18 protein-coding genes are annotated in these 21,327 nt (G+C 73.2%); 3 read left to right on the top strand and 15 right to left on the bottom strand.

Annotated elements, in window-relative coordinates:
* Together LUZ64_RS14485 and pdxR are read right to left on the bottom strand one after the other, a co-directional pair.
* The gene (locus LUZ64_RS14485; RefSeq protein WP_095583133.1) at positions 1–339 is read right to left on the bottom strand and encodes a hypothetical protein; all 339 of its coding nucleotides are present in this window, start codon (positions 337–339) and stop codon (positions 1–3) included.
* Between the two features lie 294 nt (positions 340–633).
* Positions 634–2,094 carry a MocR-like pyridoxine biosynthesis transcription factor PdxR gene (gene pdxR / locus LUZ64_RS14480; RefSeq protein WP_095584948.1) on the bottom strand — a complete coding sequence of 487 codons (1,461 nt, stop codon included), beginning with the start codon at positions 2,092–2,094 and terminating at the stop codon, positions 634–636.
* 47 nt (positions 2,095–2,141) lie between these two features.
* On the opposite strand from pdxR, the gene LUZ64_RS14475 reads away from it, so the two are divergent.
* Both LUZ64_RS14475 and LUZ64_RS14470 read left to right on the top strand, forming a co-directional pair.
* The gene (locus LUZ64_RS14475; RefSeq protein ID WP_095584949.1) at positions 2,142–2,633 is read left to right on the top strand and encodes a carboxymuconolactone decarboxylase family protein; all 492 of its coding nucleotides are present in this window, start codon (positions 2,142–2,144) and stop codon (positions 2,631–2,633) included.
* A complete protein-coding gene (locus LUZ64_RS14470) occupies positions 2,630–3,373 on the top strand; it encodes an isocitrate lyase/PEP mutase family protein (protein ID WP_095584950.1) in 744 nt (247 codons plus the stop codon). The genes LUZ64_RS14475 and LUZ64_RS14470 overlap by 4 nt, the downstream gene beginning before the upstream one ends.
* A 373-nt stretch (positions 3,374–3,746) precedes the next feature.
* Here LUZ64_RS14470 and LUZ64_RS14465 read toward each other — a convergent pair whose 3' ends face one another.
* The 13 genes from LUZ64_RS14465 to LUZ64_RS14405 form a co-directional block, all read right to left on the bottom strand.
* Positions 3,747–4,715 carry an ABC transporter substrate-binding protein gene (locus LUZ64_RS14465; RefSeq protein ID WP_232390064.1) on the bottom strand — a complete coding sequence of 323 codons (969 nt, stop codon included), beginning with the start codon at positions 4,713–4,715 and terminating at the stop codon, positions 3,747–3,749.
* On the bottom strand, positions 4,712–6,658 hold the full coding sequence (locus LUZ64_RS14460; protein ID WP_095584952.1) for an ABC transporter permease: 1,947 nt from the start codon (positions 6,656–6,658) through the stop codon (positions 4,712–4,714). The genes LUZ64_RS14465 and LUZ64_RS14460 overlap by 4 nt, the downstream gene beginning before the upstream one ends.
* Positions 6,659–6,812: 154 nt before the next feature.
* Positions 6,813–7,883, bottom strand: a complete 1,071-nt coding sequence (locus tag LUZ64_RS14455; RefSeq protein WP_095583523.1) for a quaternary amine ABC transporter ATP-binding protein — start codon at positions 7,881–7,883, stop codon at positions 6,813–6,815.
* A complete protein-coding gene (locus LUZ64_RS14450; RefSeq protein WP_095583524.1) occupies positions 7,880–9,451 on the bottom strand; it encodes a GMC family oxidoreductase in 1,572 nt (523 codons plus the stop codon). The genes LUZ64_RS14455 and LUZ64_RS14450 overlap by 4 nt, the downstream gene beginning before the upstream one ends.
* Before the next feature lie 106 nt (positions 9,452–9,557).
* Positions 9,558–11,060, bottom strand: coding sequence for an aldehyde dehydrogenase family protein (locus LUZ64_RS14445; protein ID WP_095581260.1), 1,503 nt, complete (start codon positions 11,058–11,060; stop codon positions 9,558–9,560).
* Between the two features lie 250 nt (positions 11,061–11,310).
* The gene (locus tag LUZ64_RS14440) at positions 11,311–12,321 is read right to left on the bottom strand and encodes a serine/threonine kinase C-terminal domain-containing protein (protein ID WP_095581259.1); all 1,011 of its coding nucleotides are present in this window, start codon (positions 12,319–12,321) and stop codon (positions 11,311–11,313) included.
* Positions 12,322–12,334: 13 nt separating this feature from the next.
* The gene (locus tag LUZ64_RS14435) at positions 12,335–12,883 is read right to left on the bottom strand and encodes a hypothetical protein (protein ID WP_095581258.1); all 549 of its coding nucleotides are present in this window, start codon (positions 12,881–12,883) and stop codon (positions 12,335–12,337) included.
* Complete coding sequence (locus tag LUZ64_RS14430) at positions 12,883–14,475, bottom strand: AbeC-like domain-containing protein (RefSeq protein WP_095581257.1); 1,593 nt, start codon at positions 14,473–14,475, stop codon at positions 12,883–12,885. Before LUZ64_RS14430 ends, LUZ64_RS14435 begins: the two co-directional genes overlap by 1 nt.
* A gap of 333 nt (positions 14,476–14,808) precedes the next feature.
* Positions 14,809–15,798, bottom strand: a complete 990-nt coding sequence (locus LUZ64_RS14425; protein ID WP_095581256.1) for a malate dehydrogenase — start codon at positions 15,796–15,798, stop codon at positions 14,809–14,811.
* 284 nt (positions 15,799–16,082) lie between these two features.
* Positions 16,083–17,249 carry a helix-turn-helix domain-containing protein gene (locus LUZ64_RS14420; protein ID WP_095581255.1) on the bottom strand — a complete coding sequence of 389 codons (1,167 nt, stop codon included), beginning with the start codon at positions 17,247–17,249 and terminating at the stop codon, positions 16,083–16,085.
* A 518-nt stretch (positions 17,250–17,767) separates the two neighbouring features.
* A complete protein-coding gene (locus LUZ64_RS14415) occupies positions 17,768–18,985 on the bottom strand; it encodes an NADP-dependent isocitrate dehydrogenase (protein ID WP_095581254.1) in 1,218 nt (405 codons plus the stop codon).
* Between the two features lie 157 nt (positions 18,986–19,142).
* Complete coding sequence (locus LUZ64_RS14410) at positions 19,143–19,559, bottom strand: DUF3017 domain-containing protein (RefSeq protein ID WP_095581253.1); 417 nt, start codon at positions 19,557–19,559, stop codon at positions 19,143–19,145.
* Positions 19,549–20,418 (bottom strand): bifunctional methylenetetrahydrofolate dehydrogenase/methenyltetrahydrofolate cyclohydrolase, encoded by an 870-nt coding sequence (locus LUZ64_RS14405; protein WP_095581252.1) that lies wholly within the window; start codon positions 20,416–20,418, stop codon positions 19,549–19,551. Before LUZ64_RS14405 ends, LUZ64_RS14410 begins: the two co-directional genes overlap by 11 nt.
* A 203-nt stretch (positions 20,419–20,621) precedes the next feature.
* On the opposite strand from LUZ64_RS14405, the gene LUZ64_RS14400 reads away from it, so the two are divergent.
* Positions 20,622–21,272, top strand: a complete 651-nt coding sequence (locus tag LUZ64_RS14400) for an RDD family protein (RefSeq protein ID WP_095581251.1) — start codon at positions 20,622–20,624, stop codon at positions 21,270–21,272.
* Positions 21,273–21,327: the final 55 nt, after the last annotated feature.

Here is a 21,327-nt window from a genome sequence, read left to right as displayed (position 1 = left end):
TCAGCCGCCGCTCGACGAGGAGCAGCCGAAGCCGCCGCGGTCGACGGCCTGGCTCTTGCTGAAGGTCCCGCTGTCGGCGTAGCCGCCGGACTTCCCGGAGCCGTAGTACCAGCGGGCGGAAGACGAACCGCCACCGCTGCTCCCGCTTCCGCCGCCGCCCTTGCTCTTGCACGCCTTGGAGTCGAGGACGCGGTAACCGCGGGCGGCGTCGTAGCTCTTGGGATCGACGCAGCGTTTGTCGGGCTCCGAGCCGCAGGAGGTCAGGGCGGCGGCGAGGGCGCCCATGCCGCCGAGTATGACCGTGGACGAGCGGAGCCGGCGTTTTGTCTTGTCTGCCATGTGGTTCTGACCCCCGTCAGATGAGACTGCGTACTCGCGGAAACGGGGTTCACGATAGGGGGCGCCGGTGGGGTGCGGGGCGTGGGGGTGAACGGGGCGGGGTGGGTGCGGGCCGCTGCGCGGGGCTTTGTCCCCAGCCCCGCCCCTTCCCGAACCGGGGCTCCGCCCCGGACCCCGGTCCTCAATCGCCGGACGGGCTGAAAATCAGCCCGTCCGGCGATTGAGGACATTCGGGAAGGGGCGGGGCTGGGGACAAAGCCCGCCGCAGGCGCCACCACCCGCACCCCACCCCCGTCAACCCCCCGGCGGCAGCGACCGCACCAGCGCCTCCAGCGCCCCCGCGAAGGCGTGGTCCGGTGGCGTCCCGTACCCCACGATCAGGCCGTCCCCGGCCCCGGCCGCGCCCGAAGCCTGCGTCCCGCCGCCGAACCGGAACCGCGACAGCCCCTGTAGCGCCAGCCCCTGCCACGCCGCCGCCTGGAGCGTCGCCCGTTCCGTGCCCGGTGGCAGGGCCAGGACCGCGTGGAGGCCGGCCGCGATGCCGGTGACGCGGATGTGCGGGGCGTGCGCGGCGAGTTCGGCGACCAGTTGGTCGCGGCGGCGCCGGTAGCGCTGCCGCATCGCGCGGACGTGGCGGTCGTACGCGCCGCTGGTGAGGAGTTCCGCGAGGGTCAGCTGGTCGAGGACGCCCGAGCTCCACTCCCCCGCCCGCTTCAGCGCCAGTACGTCGCCCACCAGGTGTTCGGGCAGCACCATCCACGACAGCCGCAGCCCCGGGGCGAGCGACTTGCTGGCCGTGCCGAAGTACACGACGCGGTCGGGCGCGAGGCCCTGGAGGCAGCCGACGGGCTGGCGGTCGTAGCGGAACTCCCCGTCGTAGTCGTCCTCCAGGATCGTCCCGCCGGTGCGCACGGCCCAGTCCACGACGGCGGCCCGCCGGTCGGGGTGGAGCGGCACGCCCGTGGGGAACTGGTGCGCGGGCGTGAGCAGGACCGCCCGTACGCCCCTGCGCTCCCCCAGGGCGGCGACGTCCGCGCCGCACGGGTCGATCGCCAGCTCGGAGCAGCGCAGTCCGGCCCGTTCCAGCGCCTCGTGGTGGAACCAGAGCCCGTACTCCTCGACGCCGATCTCGCGGACGCCGCGCCGCCGCAGCACCCGGCTGAGCAGCGACAGACCCTGGGTGAAGCCCGCGCACACCACGATCCGCTCCGGGTCGGCCCGTACCCCGCGGGCCCGGGCCAGATAGTCGGCCAGGGCGGTCCGCAGTTCGGCGCGGCCGCGCTCGTCGACATGGCCGAAGGCGTCGTTCGGGGCCGCCGCGAGGGCCCGCCGGGCGGCGGAGAGCCAGGCGGCGCGCGGGAAGGCCGAGACGTCGGCGGTGCCGGGCCGCAGGTCGTACGCGGGCCGCCGGGCCGTGCGCGGAGGTGTGGACCCGCGCTCGGGCGCGCGGGGCGCGGCCCGCGGCGCGACCCGGGTGCCCGAGCCCTGGCGGGCGGTGAGCCAGCCCTCGGCGACGAGCTCGCCGTAAGCGTCCGCGACGGTGTTCCGGGCCAGGCCCAGGTCGGCGGCGAGGGAGCGGGAGGACGGCAACCGGGTGCCGGGGGCGAGCCGGCCGGACCGTACGGCGTCGCGCAGGGCCCTGATCAGACCCGCCCGGACCCCGCCCGGCCCGGACAGGTCCAGGTGCAGGTCGGCGCCGGTCCCGCGGCGCGGAACCTCGCCGTCGCCCGCCGAAGTGGCCCACGTTTTCTCCATGGGAGTGGACCATACCGCTGGGCTATCCGAACCCTAGGGTTGCTCTCATGACCACGACGAACGCCTCCCACCCCACCCACACCCACGCGCCCCGGATGCTCCTCCACGAGGTCGCCCCCGACGTCCAGAAGGCGATGATCGGGCTGGAGATCGCCGCCCGTAAGGACCTCGACCCCACGCTGATCGAACTGGTCAAGATCCGCGCCTCGCAGCTCAACCACTGCTCCTTCTGCCTCGACATGCACACCAAGGACGCCCGTCGCATGGGCGAGAGCGAGGAGCGGATCTACCTGCTCAGCGCCTGGGAGGAGGCCGTCGGCCTCTACACCGAGAAGGAGCAGGCCGCCCTCGCGCTCACCGAGGCCGTCACCGTCCTCACCGACGGCTTCGTGCCCGACGCGGTGTACGAGCGCGCCGCCCGCAGCTTCGAGGAGCCGGAGCTGGCCCGGCTGATCTCCCTGATCGTCACGATCAACGCCTGGAACCGGATCGGCGTGACCACACGCCTGTTCCCTGGTGCCTACAAGGCCCACGCGTGACCTCCGCGGCCGCCCTGCGGGCCCTGCACCACGCACCCGCGCCCGGGGGCGGGCCGCTCGTCCTGCCCGGCCCCTGGGACGCCGCGAGCGCCCGTGCCTTCGCGGACGCCGGCTTCCCCGCCCTGGCGACGCCGAGCGCGGGCGTGGCGGCGTCGCTGGGGTACGCGGACGGTGAGACCCCGGCGGCCGAGATGTTCGCGGCCGTCGCCCGGATCGCCCGCGCCGTGGACGTGCCCGTCTCCGCGGACGTCGAGGACGGGTACGGGCTCGCGCCCCGCGAACTGGTCGGGCGGCTCCTGGAGGCCGGCGCCGCCGGCTGCAACCTGGAGGACGGCGACCGTGCCTCCGGGCTGCTCAAGGACTCGCGCGAGCAGGCCGACTTCCTGGCGGCGGTACGGGCCGAGGCGGGTGACGCGCTCGTCGTCAACGCCCGCGTCGACACCTTCCTGAAGGGCGACGCGGACCCCGAACCGGCGATCGCTCGCGGCCGTCTCTACGCGGCGGCCGGCGCCGACTGCCTCTACCCGATCCTGGCCCCGCCGCCCCTCCTGGCCGCCCTCGCCGAGGCCGTGGGCCTCCCGGTCAACGCCCTCGCCCTGCCGGACGGCCCGTCACCGCACGAGCTCGGACGGCTGGGCGCGGCACGGGTGACGTTCGGGGGCGGGCTGCACGGCAGGGCGATGGCCGGTGTGGCGGAGACGGCGGCACGGCTGGCCGCGGGCCTGTGGGGCGAGGTCTGAGCCGGGTCTGAAGGAGACCGCGCCGGAACCGGGTCCGGGATCCCGAGCCGGACCGGCCCACGGCCAGGCTGCCGGCCCACGGCCAGGCCGCCGGTCCACGGCCAGGCCGCCGGTCCACGGCCAGGCCGCCGGTCCACAGGGGCCGGGCGCAGGGGCCGGGGCGGAGTGCCCGGCCCTGCCGCGCGGGCCCTGGGCCCGCCCCCGCCTCCGGCCCCCATGCGCCGGCCGGGCTGATTTCAGCCCGGCCAGGGCTCCCCCCCCCAGCGGTAGCAGGGGGGAGCCTGAGGCCACCGCGCGGAGCGCGTCCGGGGGCCAGGGGCTCGCCCCCGGTTACGGGAAGGGGCGGGGTGGGGAAAGACCCCCGGTCACCCCCCTACGGCAGCCACCTCTTCCACACGTCCGGATGCCGCTCCACCCACCGCTCCGCCGCCTCCTCCGCCGACAGCTTCTCCTCCGCGATCATCTGCGCCACCTCGTTCTGGTCGTCCTTCGACCAGTGGAAGTTCTTCAGGAACCGCGCGGCCTTGCCGCCCTTGCGGGTGAAGTCCGCGTTGAGGAACTTCTTCAGCGTCGAGGTCGGGTAGGCGCAGTTCACGGTCGACGGGTCGGCCGCGCCCTTCTCCGCGCAGGCGTCCGTGTACGGCGGCAGCTTCACCTCCACCATCGGCACCTCGTTGAACAGCCACTGCGGCTCGTACCAGTAGGTGAGGAAGGGCTGCTTCTTCTTCGCGAACTGCTGGATCTGGGTGATCTGCGCCGCCTCGGAGCCCGCGAAGACGACCTTGTAGTCCAGGCCGAGGTTGTTCACGAGCGCCTTGTCGTGGGTGACGTACGACGGCGAGCCGTCCAGCAGCTGCCCCTTGCCGCCGCTCTCGGCGGTCCGCAGCTGCGAGGCGTACTTGTTCAGGTTCTTCCAGTCGAGGACGTCCGGGTGGGCGTCCGCGAAGTACTTGGGCACGAACCAGCCGATGTGGCCGGTGACGCCGAGGTCGCCGCCGGGGGCGATCGTCTTCTTGTCCTCGACGTACCGCTTCTCCTGGTCCGGGTGGCCCCAGTCCTCCAGGATCGCGTCGACACGGCCCTGGCTGAGGGCGTCCCAGGCGGGCACCTCGTCCACCTGAACGGTGTCGACGCGGTAGTCGAGCTCGTGCTCCAGCAAGTACTTGGCGACGGCCGCGTTGGCGCGGGCGCCCACCCACGACTGCACGGACAGGGTGACGGTCTTCGTACCCGCCGCGTCGGCGTACGGGGACGCCTGCTTGGTCATGTCGGCCGCTCCGCAGCCGGTGGTGGCGAGCAGGGCGAGAGCGCCCGCCGCCACGATCCACTGACGAGCCTTCACGCGCCCGCTCCCTTCTTCTCCGCCTTCGTCGGCTGGGTGACCCGGTCGAGCGTCAGCCCCAGGCAGACGATCGCGGCGCCGGCCACCAGGCCCGTGGCGAGGTCGCCCTGGGCGAGGCCGAAGACGACCTCGTAGCCGAGCGCGCCGCCGCCGACGAGACCGCCGATGATGACGACGGACAGCACCAGCACCACGGCCTGGTTGACCGCGAGCAGCAGCTCCGGCCGGGCCAGCGGGAACTGCACGTGGCGCAGCTGCTGGCCGCTGGTGGCGCCGAGCGAGCGCGCGGACTCCATCGCGCCGGGGTTGACCTGGCGCAGGCCCTGGCTGGTGATCCGGACCACGGCCGGCAGCGCGTAGACGACGGCGGCCGCGGCGGCCGGCGCCCGGCCGATGCCGAAGAGGGCGACGACGGGGATGAGGTAGACGAACTGCGGCATGGTCTGGAAGACGTCCAGGACCGGGCGCAGCAGCCGGTCGACGCGCGGGCTGCGCGCGGCGGGCACGGCGATCGCGAAGCCGAGGACGAGCGTGACGGCGACGGCGGCGATCACCTGCGAGAGGGTGTCCATGGAGACCTCCCAGCGGCCGAGCACGCCGATCGCGGCGAGCGCGAGGACGGCCGTCAGGGCGGTGCGCCAGGTGCCGATGAGCCAGGCGAGGGCGGCGACCAGCAGCAGGGCGCCCCACCAGGGCAGGCCCTGGAGGCCGTCGCGCAGCGGGTCGAGGATCCAGCCGGTGTAGTGGGCGGCCCATTCGGCGGTGCCGCCGACGCCGGGGACGCCGGAGTAGAGGTGGTCGACCATCCAGTCCTTGGCGTCGTTGACGGGCGCGGCGATGGACAGGGTCCAGTCGCCGGGCCAGTTGCGGGCGTCCAGGAGGCGGGCGGCGACCGCCGCGGCGGCGGTGGCCGCCGCGACGAGCGGCCAGACGAGGCGGCCGGACGGGCCGTGCGAGGCGCGCCCGTCGCCGGCGGCGGCGGTCGTCCGGTCGAGGACGATCGCGAGCAGCACGATGGGGATGCCCGCGGCGAGGGCGCTGCCGACGTCCACGGTCGACAGGGCCTGGTAGACGCGGTCGCCCAGGCCGTCGGCGCCGATGACGGAGGCGATGACGGCCATCGACAGGGCCATCATGATCGCCTGGTTGACGCCGAGCAGCAGCTCGCGGCGGGCCAGCGGCAGCCGCACGGTGAGCAGCCGCTGCCGGGGGGTCGCGCCGAGGGACTCCACGGCCTCCAGCACGCCCTTGTCGGTGGCCCGCAGGCCCAGCGCGGTCAGCCGGGCCATCGGCGGGGCCGCGTAGACGACGGTCGCCAGGACGGCGGGCGCCACGCCGATGCCGAAGACCAGCACGACGGGCATGAGGTAGGCGAAGGCGGGCAGCGCCTGCATGGTGTCCAGGACCGGCCGCAGCGCGCGGAAGGTGCGCTCCGACAGACCGGCCGCGAGGCCGAGGAGCGCGCCGACGACCACGGACGCGGCGACGGCGACGATCATCAGCGCGAGCGTCCGCATCGTCGGCACCCACATGCCGAGCAGTCCGCACACGGCGAACGACGCGAGCGTGGTGACGGCGACCCTGACCCCGGCCACCCGCCAGGCGAGCAGCCCGGCGCCGACGGTCACACCGGCCCAGCCGAGGGCGAGGAGCACGGTGTAGACGGCGTGCACGGCGCCGATGATCGCGCCGCTGATGTGGCCGAAGAAGTAGAGGAAGATCCAGTGGTGGTCGCGGTTGTCGATGATCCAGTCGTTGGCGCGGCCGAGCGGGCCGGTCAGGTCGACGGTCAGCGCGTGCGGCCAGGTGCCGCTGCCCCAGGCCGTGGCGGCCAGGGGGACGAGGACGGCCGCGGCGGCGGCGAGCACGAGGAGCTTCCGGGCGGCGGGGCGGGCCCACAGGGCCCGGAGCGGGCCCGCGCCCGCGGTGGGCGCGGGCGGCATGTCCGCGGGTGCCGCGTCGGCGGCGGGCCGGGCGGCGGGGCCGGTCGCGGCGCTACCGGCCGCGGGGGCCTTCGCCTTGGCGGTGGAGGCGGGGCGGGCGGGGGAGGTGGCGGTGCTCATGCGGTCCACCTCGTTCCTTCGGGGGTGCGTACGTTCATGCCGCCGCCTTCCCGTCGCCGTCCAGTCCCGCCACCACGCCCAGCAGGCCGCGGTGGTCGACGACGCCGATGCAGCGGCCGCCGTCCACGACGCGGGCGGGCGTGCCCGTACGGACCACGGTGCCGATCGCGTCGGCGACGGTCGTCGTCGGGGGCAGGGCCTCGCCCGTGTCCGCCTCGCCGGCGGCCGCGGGCCGCATCGCGCGGCGGACGGTGAGGACCTGCTCGCGGGGGACGTCCCGGACGAAGTCGCGGACGTAGTCGTCGGCCGGGGAGCCCACGATCTCCTCGGGCGTCCCGCACTGGACGACCCGGCCGTCGCGCATCAGCGCGATCCGGTCGCCGATGCGCAGCGCCTCGGACAGGTCGTGGGTGATGAAGACCATGGTGCGACCCTCCTCGCGGTGCAGGCGGTCGACCTCCTCCTGCATATCGCGGCGGATCAGCGGGTCGAGCGCGCTGAACGGCTCGTCGAACAGCAGTACTTCGGGGTCGGCGGCGAGGGCGCGGGCGAGGCCGACGCGCTGCTGCTGGCCGCCCGAGAGCTGGCCGGGGCGGCGGTCCTCCAGGCCGGCGAGGCCGACCTTCTCCACCATCTCGCGGGCCTTCTCGCGGCGTTCGGCCTTGCCGACGCCCTGGATCTCCAGGCCGTACGCGACGTTGTCGAGGACGGTGCGGTGCGGGAGGAGGCCGAAGTGCTGGAAGACCATGGCGGCGCGGTGCCGGCGCAGTTCGCGCAGGGCGCCCTTGTCCATGCCGCAGACGTCCTCGCCGTCGATGGCGATGGTGCCGGAGGTCGGCTCGATGAGCCGGGTCAGACAGCGGACGAGCGTGGACTTGCCGGAGCCGGAGAGGCCCATGACGACGAAGACCTCGCCCTGCCGGACGTCGAAGGACACGTCGCGGACGGCGACCGTACAGCCGGCTTCCTCTCTGAGGGCCTCGGGGCCGAGCTCGGCGAGCTCACCGCCGGGCACCCGTTCGGCGTGCGGGCCGAAGACCTTCCACAGGTTGCGGACGGAGAAGACGGGGGCGGCGCCGGCGGCTGAGGCCGCGGCCGCGCTCACTTGGTATCACCGCCCGTGGCCGGGGCCGAGACAAGCAGCTCGGCGCACTTCTCCCCCACCATCAGCACCCCGATCATCGGGTTGACCGCGGGCATCGTCGGGAAGACGGACGCGTCGGCGATGCGCACGCCGTCGAGGCCGCGGACCCGCAGCTGCGGGTCGACGACGGCCTGTTCGTCGTCGAAGGCGCCCATCCGGCAGGTGCCGGCGGGGTGGTAGACGGTGTGGGCGACCTGGCGGGCGTAGGCGCTGAGCTCCTCGTCCGAGGTGACCTGGGGGCCGGGGCAGACCTCGCGCTTGAGCCAGCCGGCCAGCGGCTCCGTCCTGGCTATCGCACGGGCGATCTTGATGCCGTCTACGAGGGTGCGGCCGTCGTAGTCGTCCTCGTCGGTGAAGTACCGGAAGTCGAGGGCGGGCTTGACGGCCGGGTCGGCGCTGGTGAGGTAGAGCCGGCCGCGGCTGTGCGGCTTGGGGATGTTGGGGGTCATCGACACGCCGTGCGGGGGCTTCTCGTACCCGATGCGCTCGGGGTTGTCGGTGAACGGGATCTGGTAGAAGTGGAACATCAGGTCGGGACCGTTGGCCGCCGGGTCGCGCTGGACGAACAGGCCCGCGTCGGAGTCCATCGCGGAGTTCTCGGGGATGGGCCCGTGGGTCTCCCAGACGATGACCGACTCGGGGTGGTCCAGGAGGTTCTCGCCGACGCCCGGCAGGTCGTGGACGACGGGGATGCCGAGGGCGTCCAGGTCGCCCTTGGGGCCGATGCCGGAGTGCAGCAGCAGCCGGGGGGTGTCGACGGCGCCGGCGCACAGCAGGACCTCGCGGCCCGCCTCGACGAGGATCTCCTCGCCCTCCTTGGTGCGGACCCGAACGCCGGTGGCCCGGGTGCCGTCCAGCTCCAGCTTGTACGCCCAGGTCTCCAGCATGATGCGGAGGTTGGGGCGGTCGCCGGCCTCGATGTGGGGGTGGAGGTAGGCGACGGAGGCGGAGGAGCGCTTGTTGTCCTCCGGGTGGTAGGCGAGGTCGAAGAAGCCCACGCCCTCGTGGAACGGCTCCTTGTTGAAGCCCTCCACGCGCGGCACGTCGATCGCGGCCTGCGCGGCCTCGACGAAGTCGCGGGCGATCGCGTTCCGGTCCTTCTCGTCGACGGCGACGATGTTGTTGCGCAGCCGGGCGAAGTACGGGTCCATCGACTCCGCGTCCCAGCCCTCGGCCCCGGCGGTCGCCCACTCGTCCCAGTCGCCGGGCAGCGGCTTGAAGGAGATCAGGGTGTTGTGCGAGGAGCAGCCGCCGAGCACGCGCGCCCGGCTGTGCCGGATGTGGGAGTTGCCGCGCGGCTGCTCCGTCGTCGGGTAGTCGTAGTCGAGGTCGCCGCCGAGCAGCCCGAGCCAGCGGCGCAGGGTGAGCACGTCGGGGCGGTCGATGTCGGACGGGCCGCCTTCGATGACTACGACGCTGGTGCCGGGGTCCTCGGCGAGGCGGGAGGCGATCACCGAACCGGCGGTGCCGCCGCCGACGACGACGTAGTCGGCGGTGATCTTGGCGCGGGTCTCTTCAACGGGGGGCATGGGGGTACTCCTCGGAGGGCAGGAAGGTTCTTCGCGTACGGGAAGGGCGGGCGGGCGCGCGCTCACCGGCGGGGCGGGCGCGCACCCGGTTCGCGGAGGGCGGGGCTCAGCCCGCGAACCAGCGCACCGGCTCGGGCGCGAGGTTCTGGTAGACGTGCTTGGCCTCGCGGTATTCGGCCAGGCCGGTGGGGCCGAGCTCACGGCCGGTGCCGGACTTGCCGAAGCCGCCCCACTCCGCCTGCGGCAGGTAGGGGTGGAAGTCGTTGATCCAGACGGTGCCGTGGCGCAGCCGCCCGGCGACCCGGCGGGCGCGGCCCGCGTCCTTGGTCCAGACGGCGCCGGCGAGCCCGTACTCGGTGTCGTTGGCGAGGGCCACGGCCTCGTCCTCGGTGCGGAAGGTCTCCACGGTGAGGATCGGGCCGAAGGTCTCCTCGCGGACGACCTTCATCTCGCGGTGGCAGCCGTCGAGGACGGTCGGCGCGTAGAAGTAGCCGGCCGCCGGGCGGACCTCGTTCGGCTCGGGCTGGGAGCCGCCGCAGCGCAGCACGGCGCCCTCGGCGAGCGCGGAGGCGACATACGCCTCGGTCTTGTCGAGCTGCTGGGCGGAGACGAGCGGGCCGCACTCGACGCCTTCCTCGGTGCCCCGGCCGAGCTTGATCTTCTCTGCGCGGCGGGCGAGTTCGGCGACGAAGCGCTCGCGGACGGACTCCTCGACGATGAGCCGGGAGCCGGCCGAGCAGACCTGGCCGCTGTGGATGAACGCGGCGTTGAGCGCCTGGTCGACGGCGGTGTCGAAGTCCTCGTCGGTGGCGCAGGCGTCGGCGAAGACCACGTTGGGGTTCTTGCCGCCGAGTTCGAGGGCGACCTTCTTCACGGTCGGCGCGGCGGCCTGGGCGACCTTGACGCCGGAGGTGAGGCCGCCGGTGAAGGAGACGAGGTCCACGCCGGGGTGCTCGGAGAGCCGGGCGCCGACGGGGTCGCCGGCGCCGGTGACGAGGTTGGCGACACCGGCCGGCAGACCGGCCTCGGCCAGCAGCTTCACCAGCAGCACGGTGGACAGCGGGGTGACCTCGCTGGGCTTGATCACGAAGGTGTTGCCCGCTGCGAGGGCCGGGGCGATCTTCCAGCTGGCCTGGAGGAGGGGGTAGTTCCAGGGGGTGATCAGCGCGCAGACGCCTACCGGCTCGTGGACGACGACGCTGTGCACGGTGGCCGATCCGGCGTCGACGACACGGCCGGCGCCCTCGGCGACGACCAGGTCGGCGAAGTAGCGGAAGGCGTCGGCGACGCAGTCGACGTCGATGCGCCCCTCGGCGAGGGTCTTTCCGGTGTCGCGGCTCTCGGTGAGGGCGATCTCCTCACGGTCGCGTACGAGCAGGTCGGCGACCCGGCGCAGCAGCGCGGCGCGCTCGGCGACCGGGGTGTGCGGCCAGCTGCCCGTGTCGAAGGCGCGGCGGGCGGCGGTCACGGCGGCGTCCGTGTCGTCGGCACCGCCCTCGGACACCACCGCGAGGGTCTTGGCGTCCGCGGGGTCGAGGACCTCGCGCTGCGCGCCGGACGCGGCGCCGCGCCACTCCCCGTCCACATGGATGGTCTCGACTGACGACATGTCTCTTCTGCCTTCCGATATCCGAAACGTCCCGTCGCCGGTCGAGCGAGACTCGGGCCGGCAACGGGACGCGCCTAACCAGAAGGCGGAAACATATGCCTCGGTTTTCACAAAGAGTGACCCGAGTCACTCTGAGTCAGTGAGTGTGAGCTGATGTGTGCTGACGTAGGCACATGTACGCACCTATGGATGGCTGTGGTGGATGTGCTCCCATGGATGGCTGTAGCGACTGTTCCCGGCCCTGCCCCTGTCACCTCCCGGCGGAGCAGTAACCGGTCGGGCAGAACGAGCCCAGCACCGTCCGGAAGATCCGCACGTGCGGCGTCCACTCCCCCGACGGCCCGGCGACCAGCAGCGCGTACTGCTTGCCGTCCCCGGCGGTCATGGCGTGCAGCGCGACGTGCCGGGCCCCGGCCGTGCCGGAGGTGTACGTGTACTCCAGCTCGGCCGCGCCGTCGCCGAGCTTCCACAGGCCGATCTTGCGGTAGCCCTTGTTGCCGGAGACGGCCTTGTCGGTCGCGACGACGGCCTCGTACGGCGTCTTCTCCGGGCCGTTCAGCGCGAAGACCTGGATCAGGCTGTCGCCGCCCGCGTTCTTGTAGAAGACGCTGGCGCCCTCGGTGCTGCGGGTCCAGCCGCGCGGCACGGCCAGCGTGAAGCCGGACGCGTCCTGGACCTTGGTCCAGCCCGAGGGCACCCGGCCGCCGGAGTCGCCCGACGCGGCCGAGGGCGTGTACGTCGATCCGCCGGTGCCGCTCCCCGAGCTCGTCGATCCGTAGGTGGAGCCGTACGTCGAGCCGTACGTCGACCCATAGGTGGACCCGTACGTCGAACCGTACGTGGAACCGGATGTGGAACCGGATGTGGAACTTCCGTAGGTGGAACTCCCGGACGTGGAACCGTACGTGGTCCCCCCGTAGGTCGAACTGCCCGAGGTGGAGCCGTAAGTGGAACCGTACGAGGAGCCTCCGTAGACGGAGCCTCCGGGCGTCGGCGGCGCGCTCCAGCCGGGCCGCACGCCGCCACCCGGCGAGTCCTCCTCGTCGTCCCGGAACAGCGCCCAGGCGCCGATGCCGATGCCGCCCGCGAACACCACCCCGACCAGCACGCCGGCCAGGATCGTCGCGTGCGAGGGCCCCTCGCGCCGCTCGTCCGGCCCGCCCTCGCCGAGCAGGAACTCCGGCTCGTCCGGGCCGTAGGGGTTCGTCGGGGGCGGGTCGTCTTCCACCCACTGCTGGAGGTCCGCGTCCCAGCGGCTCATCCGTGCCACCCCCTCACGCCAGGAGCTGTGTGATCGCCTGCACGACGGCCAGCGCCGACGCCAGCCCGCCGGCCGCCGTCGCGCCGCCGGTCAGCAGCGCCCGGAGCCGCACCAGCCGGCCGCGCTCGGCGCGGCCGTCCCGGACGGCCGTCGCCTCCAGCCCGGCCAGCTCACCGTCGACATCGTCGAGGCCGTCGCCCTCGGCCCGCGCGAGCAGCGGCAGTTGACCGCGCAGCTCGCGCACGGCCGTGAGGAGCTCGGGCGACAGGGACAGCAACTCCCGTGAGGCGTCGACCGCCTCGGCCTCCCGGCCGGCGGCCAGGGCGCCGCCGCTCTGCTCGCCGACGGCGATACCGCCGGCCCCGGGCGCCCCCGCCGGCACGGGCACGGGGGTTAAGCCCGCGTCCCGCGCGGCGGGCGTGCCCACGCGCTCCGAGCGGTCCTCGGCGCGGGCCTTCTCACCGCTGGCGGCGGCGCCGCCGGTCATACGGCCGATGACGATGCCACCGCCCTTGCCGCTTCCGTTCCCGCCGCCCTGTGTTCCTTGAGTGTCGTCACCCATCACGATCCCCCGTCCTTGGTCATGTTCTTCGCCTTGGCGCCGGCGCCGGCGGCGACCGCGCCGCCGCTCATCGAACCGATGAAGACGCCGCCCTCGCTGATCTGCACGATCTGCTGCTCGAACTGGTCGGTCTCGTAACCCTGCGAGCGCAGGGCGTCCCGCACACCGCTCGCGATGCGGTCCTGGACCGTCTTCACGTAACGGCTGATGTCCATCTCCTGGAACAGCGACACCGTCTCCGCGCCGCCCAGCTCCCGCACGGACTTCGCCGGGCCGTCGGGCAGCGCGCGCTGCGGCTCGGCGAGCCAGGTGCGGAAGCCGGAGACACCGGCGCGGACCGTGGAGACGGCGGCCGCGAACCCCGCCGCGGGGCCGCTGAGCAACGCCCGCAGCCCGTCGCGCAGCGGGTCGTCCTGGCCGCGCGCCGCGATCACGTCGACCGAACGGAACTCCGTCCGGATCGGCGTCAGGATGTGCGGCACGACCTCCAGGACCAGCATGCCGCCCTGGGTGTGCACCCTGACCAGGACGGACACCACGACCTGCTCGTCCCAGGCGCCGACCCGCACCCGCAGGAAGTACCGGCGGGCCTCGCCGCCCTCGTCCACCGCCTCGGCGACGTGCCGCGTCACGGTGGTGTCCGCGTAGTCGAGCCGTGGGCGCGGCGGACCGACCGGCAGATAGACGAACTCCTCGATCTCCAGGTCCTTCAGCCGGTCCCTGCTGGTCGCGGCGGCGCCCTGCCGCAGCGCCTCCAGGCGGGGCCGGACCAGGTCCACGACCGTACGGCCGGTGAAGGGCGCCCCGTCGTCCGACGCGTCGGCGTCCCCGCGCCGCCGGAGCTCCAGGGCGAACGACCACGGCTCGTAGGGCTTCCCCATCCCGATGAAGGGACGGCCCGCGTCGTAGATGGCCATCCCCGCGTACTGCTCACGGTCGATGGCCCGTGCGATCCGCTGGTGGTAGGCGGTGGTGGGCTCGGCCCGGGGCGCCAGGAGGAACGCCTCGCGGCTGAGCTCGTTGCCCATCACGTCCGCCACGCGCCTGCGGTGCGCCCACACGGGGAGGACCAGCAGGAGCGGGAAGACGATGCCGATCCAGTTGTTCCCGCCGGTGGCCAGGCTGTACAGCGCGTACAGCCAGTAGCCGATCGCGAGCACCGCGGGGACGGCGGGGACGAGCTTGCGCACGTTCCCCTTCATCGCCTCGCGCAGGGTGCGCTTGTCGACCACGTAGACGGACGAGCCCCGTCCGGCGGAGGCCGCCGCGGACCACTGGGCGAAGCTCACCAGCGCGTAGATCCCCGACCACTTCGGCAGCGGGACCTCGTCGGCCGTGCCCACCTCGATGCCGATGAAGGCGGCCCAGAGCACGAGGAGCATCAGCGCCGTCAGCGCGTCCTGTCTGCGGGCGCGAAGCGCGTGCGCGAGCACCGGCACGACGTCGACGCCGAGCGACGGCGCGATGGGCCTCTCCTCGTGCTCCACCAGCTCCTCGACGACCTGCCGGCGGAACTCGATGTCCAGATAGGTCCCGGCACAGAGCAGCCGGGTGGCCTCTGTACGGGAGTCCTGTGGGGTGGTTGCTGTCATACGTCCCCCGATCGTCGAACTCGCCTGCGATCAGGCATGAGTTGACGGATTTTCGGAGAACTCACAATAGGCCAGAAGTCCCGCGCGCAACCCCTGTCGGGGCGCAAATGACGGGCCGGATCTCACCCCGTACGGGCGTACTCACGGACGGATGCGCGAATACCGTCCGGGTCGCCGTCGTCAGAATTACTGATCACGCACTCGCGAAGGCGGCCACGCGCCCCGGGACGGACCCGTACCGCCCTCGCGAAAAGGGGTGTGCCCCCGGCGGCCGAAGCCGCCGGGGGCACACCCCTGGAACGATCCGTGGATCGGGTCCGGATCGGACGTGGATCAGATGAGACCCAGGCCGCGGACCGCGTCGCGCTCCTCGACGAGCTCCTTGACGGAGGCGTCGATGCGGGCGCGGGAGAAGTCGTTGATCTCCAGGCCCTGGACGATCTCGTACTTGCCGTCCTTCGTGGTGACGGGGAAGGACGAGATGATGCCCTCGGGGACGCCGTAGGAGCCGTCCGACGGGATGCCCATGGAGGTCCAGTCGCCGGCGGCGGTGCCGTTGACCCAGGTGTGGACGTGGTCGATGGCGGCGTTGGCGGCGGAGGCGGCCGAGGAGGCGCCACGGGCCTCGATGATCGCGGCGCCGCGCTTGGCGACGGTCGGGATGAAGGTGTCGGCGAGCCACTGCTCGTCGTTCACGACCTCGGCGGCGTTCTTGCCGGCGACCTCGGCGTGGAAGATGTCCGGGTACTGGGTGGCGGAGTGGTTGCCCCAGATCGTCAGACGCTTGACGTCGGAGACCGACACGCCGGCCTTCTTCGCGAGCTGCGAGACGGCGCGGTTGTGGTCCAGGCGGGTCATCGCGGTGAAGCGCTCGGCGGGCACGTCCGGGGCGGCGGCCTGGGCGATGAGGGCGTTGGTGTTGGCCGGGTTGCCGACGACGAGGACCTTGATGTCGTCCGCGGCGTGGTCGTTGATGGCCTTGCCCTGGGGCTTGAAGATGCCGCCGTTGGCCTCCAGGAGGTCACCGCGCTCCATGCCCTTGGTGCGGGGGCGGGCGCCCACGAGGAGGGCCACGTTCGCACCGTCGAACGCCACGTTCGGGTCGTCGGTGATCTCGATGCCGCGGAGCAGCGGGAAGGCGCAGTCGTCGAGCTCCATGGCGGTGCCCTCGGCGGCCTTCAGGCCCTGCGGGATCTCCAGCAGCCGCAGCTTGACCGGCACGTCCGCGCCGAGGAGGTGACCGGAGGCGATGCGGAAGAGCAGCGCGTAGCCGATCTGACCGGCCGCGCCGGTAACGGTGACATTGACGGGAGTGCGGGTCATGGCGATCTCCTGCTGCGAACTGGGGTTGGGTGTCCCTGCCCATTTGTGAGGATCTCTCTCGGTGTCAAGAGATCCGGCGTCAGGCTATCCGACCGCGCACCGCCTGAACCGCCGCCCCCGTGTGGGACGCCTCACCGTGGCGTCGCCGGCCGGGCGGCGAGGGGGACCACACGAGGACGCCCGCCGACGCGTCAGGGCGCTTCGGCGGGCGTGTACGGGCCGCGGGGCGGGCGTACGGGCCCATGACGCGGGGGCACGGGGACACGCGGGGGCTCCAGCCGGTTTCAGCCGGCCGTGCCCGGCGACGCCGTGCGCGGGACCGTGCAGCCCTGGGTACCCGCCGCCAGCGTGGCGCAGGCCGTCGCCTGGCCGGGAGCGGCGACGGCCACCATGGGGGTGTAGCCGTCCGCGTCGCGCACGACGCGCCCGGACTCCGTACGCGCCGGGGCCGAGCCCTGGGCGCGGGCGCTTATCCGCACGGCGTCACCGACGGCCGCCCGCGTTATGCGGCCCCACGCGGCGCCGCAGACGGCGCTGTAGCGCACCTCGACGTAGGACGAGCCGACCGTCGCGGATCCGGCCGTCGTGGCGCGGGCGCCGCCGCAGCCCATGGCCTCCGGGTCCTTGCCGGCGCAGTCGGCGCCCGCGCACTTCACCCCGGCGGGCAGGTTCGCCACCGTGCTCGCGCTCGGCGTGACCGCCGCCGTGCCCCCGTCCGCCCCGCGGTCGCCCGTGCCCAGCAGCAGGACGGCCGCCGCGACGACGAGCAGGGCGCCGACGACACCGGTGACGAACAGGCCGACCCGGCGGCGCGGCGGGCCCTGGGCCGGGGCCGGGATGGCGCTCGCCCGGTAGTCCGGCGGTACGGGCGCGCGGGGCACGGGCGGGCGCGGAGCCTGCCCCTGGGCGGCCGGGGCCTGCGGCATGAGCGGGGCGGCCCGTACGCCCTCCGCGACCCCTTCCTGACGGTCCTGACGGCCTTGACGGTCCGGCCGGTCCGGCCGGTCCGGCGGGCGGGGGTCCGGCGGCCGCGGCTCCCTGCACAGCGGCTCCGAGCGCAGGGCTCCCTGCTCCCGGGCGCCCGCGCCCGCCCGCGCCGCCGGGGGCGGGCCGAACTCGCCCAGCGCGGCCCGCGCCCGGGCGACCCGCATCGCCTCCAGCGTCACGTCGTGCCGCAGCTCGGAGCGGCTCCAGGCCCGCTCGGCCAGCTCCCACATGGTGCTCAGATGGCCGACGTCGGTGCCGGTCACCTCGGCCAGGGCCTCCGCGGCCCCGCGCGGCGAGAGCAGCCGGCCGTTCAGATAGCGCTCCCACGACGTCTTGCTGTACCCCGTGCGGTCCGCGACGGCACTGATGCTCAGCCCGCTGCGCTCGACGAGTCTGCGCAACTGTTCGGTGAACTCCCGCACCTGCGGATCGAGTTCCTCCGGTAACGCCCTCCAGCGAGGCATTGTCCTCCCCTGCTCCCCCGGTACGTACGCCGGACGCGCGCCGTGCGCCGGGCCGGCCGTGTCGCGTCGCGGCCCGTCGCCGCGGCGCGCGTCCACAGTCTTCGGTGCTGGCTACCCAGGGGGATGCCGCAACTCGGCGCGACAGTTCCCCAGCGGGGGGCGCACGGGGGCATTTGGGGCGAATGACCTTCCCGGTGTGCGCCCTTGTCGCATCCGCCGCACAACTGGTACACGACAGGGACCTCGTACCGGAACAGTCACCTCCGGGCTACAGGGGGCCTGGGGATCTTGAAACGGCCCGCCGGGGTCAAGATCCTCTGGAGTGGGCGGTGGCCCGTCCCCCCACGGGGGTGGAGGACGGGCCACCGCGGCCGCTCACCCGCAAGAGCGGTGGCCCGCACCGCGCACCGACGGGCGGTGCGGGTCACCGTGCCAAGGGAGCAGCCCGCGAACGCGGCCGGGATCGGCCGGAAACAGACCCTCCTCCTGATCCCCGGCTCCGGTCCCCTCGCCCTCTCTCAGCGCCCCGTCCTCCTCCTGAGGTTCTCGTCCAGCGCGTCCAGGAACTGCTCCGTGGTCAGCCAGGGGGCGTCCTTGGAGATCAGCAGCGCCAGGTCCTTGGTCATCCGGCCGCCCTCGACCGTCTCGACGCACACCTCCTCCAGGGTCTCCGCGAACCGGGTGACCTCGGGGGTGCCGTCGAGCCTCCCCCGGTGCGCCAGACCGCGGGTCCAGGCGAAGACCGACGCGATCGGATTCGTCGAGGTCGCCTTGCCCTGCTGGTGCCGGCGGTAGTGGCGGGTGACCGTGCCGTGCGCGGCCTCGGCGAGAGCGGTCCTGCCGTCCGCCGACATCAGGACGGAGGTCATCAGGCCGAGCGAGCCGAAGCCCTGCGCGACGGTGTCGGACTGGACGTCCCCGTCGTAGTTCTTGCAGGCCCAGACGTAGCCGCCCGCCCACTTCAGCGCCGCGGCGACCATGTCGTCGATGAGCCGGTGCTCGTAGGTCAGGCCCTTCGCGTCGAACTCCGCCCGGAACTCGGCGTCGAAGACCTCCTGGAAGAGGTCCTTGAAGCGCCCGTCGTACTTCTTGAGGATCGTGTTCTTGGTGGACAGGTACACCGGATAGCCACGGGAGAGGCCGTAGCGGAACGAGGCCCTCGCGAAGTCGCGGATCGACGCGTCGTGGTTGTACATCGACAGCGCGACGCCGGGCCCCGGGAACTCGTGGACCTCGACCTCCAGGGGCTCCGAGCCGTCCTTCGGGGTGAAGGTCATGGTGAGGGTGCCCGGGCCCGGAATCTTGAGGTCGGTGGCGCGGTACTGGTCGCCGAAGGCGTGGCGGCCGACGACGATCGGCTTCGTCCACCCGGGGACCGGGCGGGGCACGTTCCCGATGACGATCGGCTCGCGGAAGATCACGCCGCCGAGGATGTTGCGAATGGTGCCGTTGGGCGAGCGGTACATCGCCTTGAGGCCGAACTCCTCGACCCGCGCCTCGTCCGGGGTGATCGTGGCGCACTTCACTCCGACGCCGTACTCCCCGACGGCCCTGGCCGCCTCGACGGTCACCTGGTCGCTGGTGGCGTCGCGGTGCTCGATGCCCAGGTCGAAGTACTTCAGCTCGATGTCGAGGTACGGGAGGATCAGCCTGTCCTTGACGAAGGACCAGATGATGCGGGTCATCTCGTCGCCGTCGAGCTCGACGACGGGCTCGGCTACCTTGATCTTGGCCATGGGGGTCCTTTCCCCGCCCGGCCGCCTCCCGTAACCGGAGGCTCTGACTCCGCACCCCTTCCGGGCCGTGTGCCGCGTGACGCCCCCCGGGGGCCGAAGCCCCCGGGGAAGGACCGTCACGGCCGTCCCGCCCGCGTCCGCCGCGACGCCGCGACCGCTACACCGTGAAGTGCAGCACGTCCTCCAGGAACGGGATCTTCAGCCACGGGTGCGGCTGCGCCATCAGCGAGAGCAGCAGGATCGCCGCCCCCAGCCCGCCGTACGTGATCATGTCCGTGAACCGGGACCGGACCGCGAGCATGCCGACCGAGGGCAGTGCCCACCGCAGCACCGCGCCGCCGACCATCGCCAGCCCGATCAGCAGCGTCCCGACCCGGAACGCGTCGAGGGAGACCACCAGCAGGCCCACGCCCGTCACGCCCAGCACCGTCAGCAGCGGCCACTGCCGGGCCGGGGCGGGCGCGTCACCCGGGGCGGCGCGCCCGCCCCCCTCGGGGCGGGCGGTGTCGCGCGTGAGCTGGAAGCGGCGCGACTTGCCGGGCTGCCGCCCGCCGGATCCGGACTCAGCCCGCATTGCCGATTCCGGCGGCGCGCTCGGCGGCCTCCACCACGTTGACCAGCAGCAGCGCCCGGGTCATCGGGCCCACGCCACCCGGGTTGGGGGCGACCCAGCCGGCCACCTCGGCCGCGCCCGGGTGGACATCGCCGACGATCTTGCCGTTCTCGTCGCGGCTGACGCCGACGTCGAGGATGGCCGCGCCCGGCTTGACATCCTCGGGCTTGATCAGGTGCGGCACGCCGGCCGCGGCGACGATGATGTCCGCCTGGCGCAGCTGCGCGGAGAGGTCACGGGTGCCGGTGTGGCAGAGGGTGACCGTGGCGTTCTCGGACTTGCGGGTCAGCAGGAGGCCGATCGAACGGCCGACGGTGATACCGCGGCCGACGACCACGACGTGCGCGCCGTTGATCTCCACGTCGTGGCGGCGCAGCAGCTCGACGATGCCGTGCGGGGTGCAGGGCAGCGGGCCGGTCTCGTTGAGGACGAGGCGGCCGAGGTTGGTCGGGTGGAGGCCGTCCGCGTCCTTGGCCGGGTCCATCAGCTCCAGCACGCGGTTGGTGTCGATGCCCTTGGGGAGCGGGAGTTGGACGATGTATCCGGTGCAGTCAGGGTTGTCGTTGAGCTCCCGGACGACTGCCTCGATCTCCTCCTGCGTGGCGGTGTCGGGCAGTTCGCGCTGGATCGACGCGATGCCGACCTGGGCGCAGTCACGGTGCTTTCCGGCCACGTACCACTTGCTGCCGGGGTCGTCGCCGACGAGGAGGGTGCCCAGGCCGGGCGTGACGCCCTCGGCCTTCAGCGCCTCCACGCGGGTGGTGAGTTCGGACTTGATCGCGGCGGCGGTGGCCTTGCCATCGAGAATCTGGGCGGTCATGCCCCCCATCCTCGCGGATGGGGTGGCACTCATTCCAGTCAGGTCACGGCCGCTCGCCGACGTGTGACGCTGTCAGTGCCGTATGTCACGATGATCGGAGTAGCCGCGACTGTCGGGGGCCGGGCGGCCACTGTCCCCGCACGTCCACCTGCCCCGCGCGGTCCCGGCTCGTCCCGCTCCGAGACCGCTCGAAGGATCACCAGGTGACCTACCCGCCCCAGCAGCCCCCGCAGTACCCCCAGTACCCGCAGCAGCCCCAGCAGCCCGGTCAGCCCTACGCGCCGTTCCCGCAGCAGGCGGCGGGCTACGGCTATCCGCAGGGCGGTTACCCCCAGGGCGGCTATCCCCAGGGCGCGCCCGTCATGCAGCAGCGTCCGCCGCTGGCCGGCTGGTGGTCGCGCGTGGCCGCGACGCTGATCGACGGCCTGCTGCTCGGCCTGATCCCGTTCGCCTTCCTGATCGTCGGCATCATCATGATGGTGATGTCCGTCGCCGACTGCGTGGACGAGACCACCGGCGCCGTGGCCAGCTCCTGCGAGCCCTCCACCGGGGCCGCGGGCACGGGCATGGTGCTGATCGTCATCGGCGGCCTCCTCGGCTTCGGGCTCAGCCTGTGGATGCTCTACCGCCAGGGCAAGACCGGCCAGACGGTCGGCAAGAAGATGATGAACATCGCCGTGGTGCGCGAGCGCGACGGCCAGCCGACCGGCTTCGGCATGGCCTTCGTGCGCAACCTCGCCCACATCATCGACAGCCTCCCGTTCAACCTGGGCTACCTGTGGCCGCTGTGGGACGAGAAGAAGCAGACGTGGGCCGACAAGATGATCGGCACGGTCGTCATCCGCACCCGCTGAGCACCCGCCGCGGCACTCGCCGCGCGCACGCCGAGGCCGCGCCCCGAACCTTCGG

The organism is Streptomyces albireticuli (assembly GCF_021228125.1).
GTDB classification, from domain to species: Bacteria; Actinomycetota; Actinomycetes; order Streptomycetales; family Streptomycetaceae; genus Streptomyces; species Streptomyces albireticuli.
Note: the sequence above shows the minus strand (reverse complement) of the source record. Positions and strands in the feature narration are given on the sequence as shown.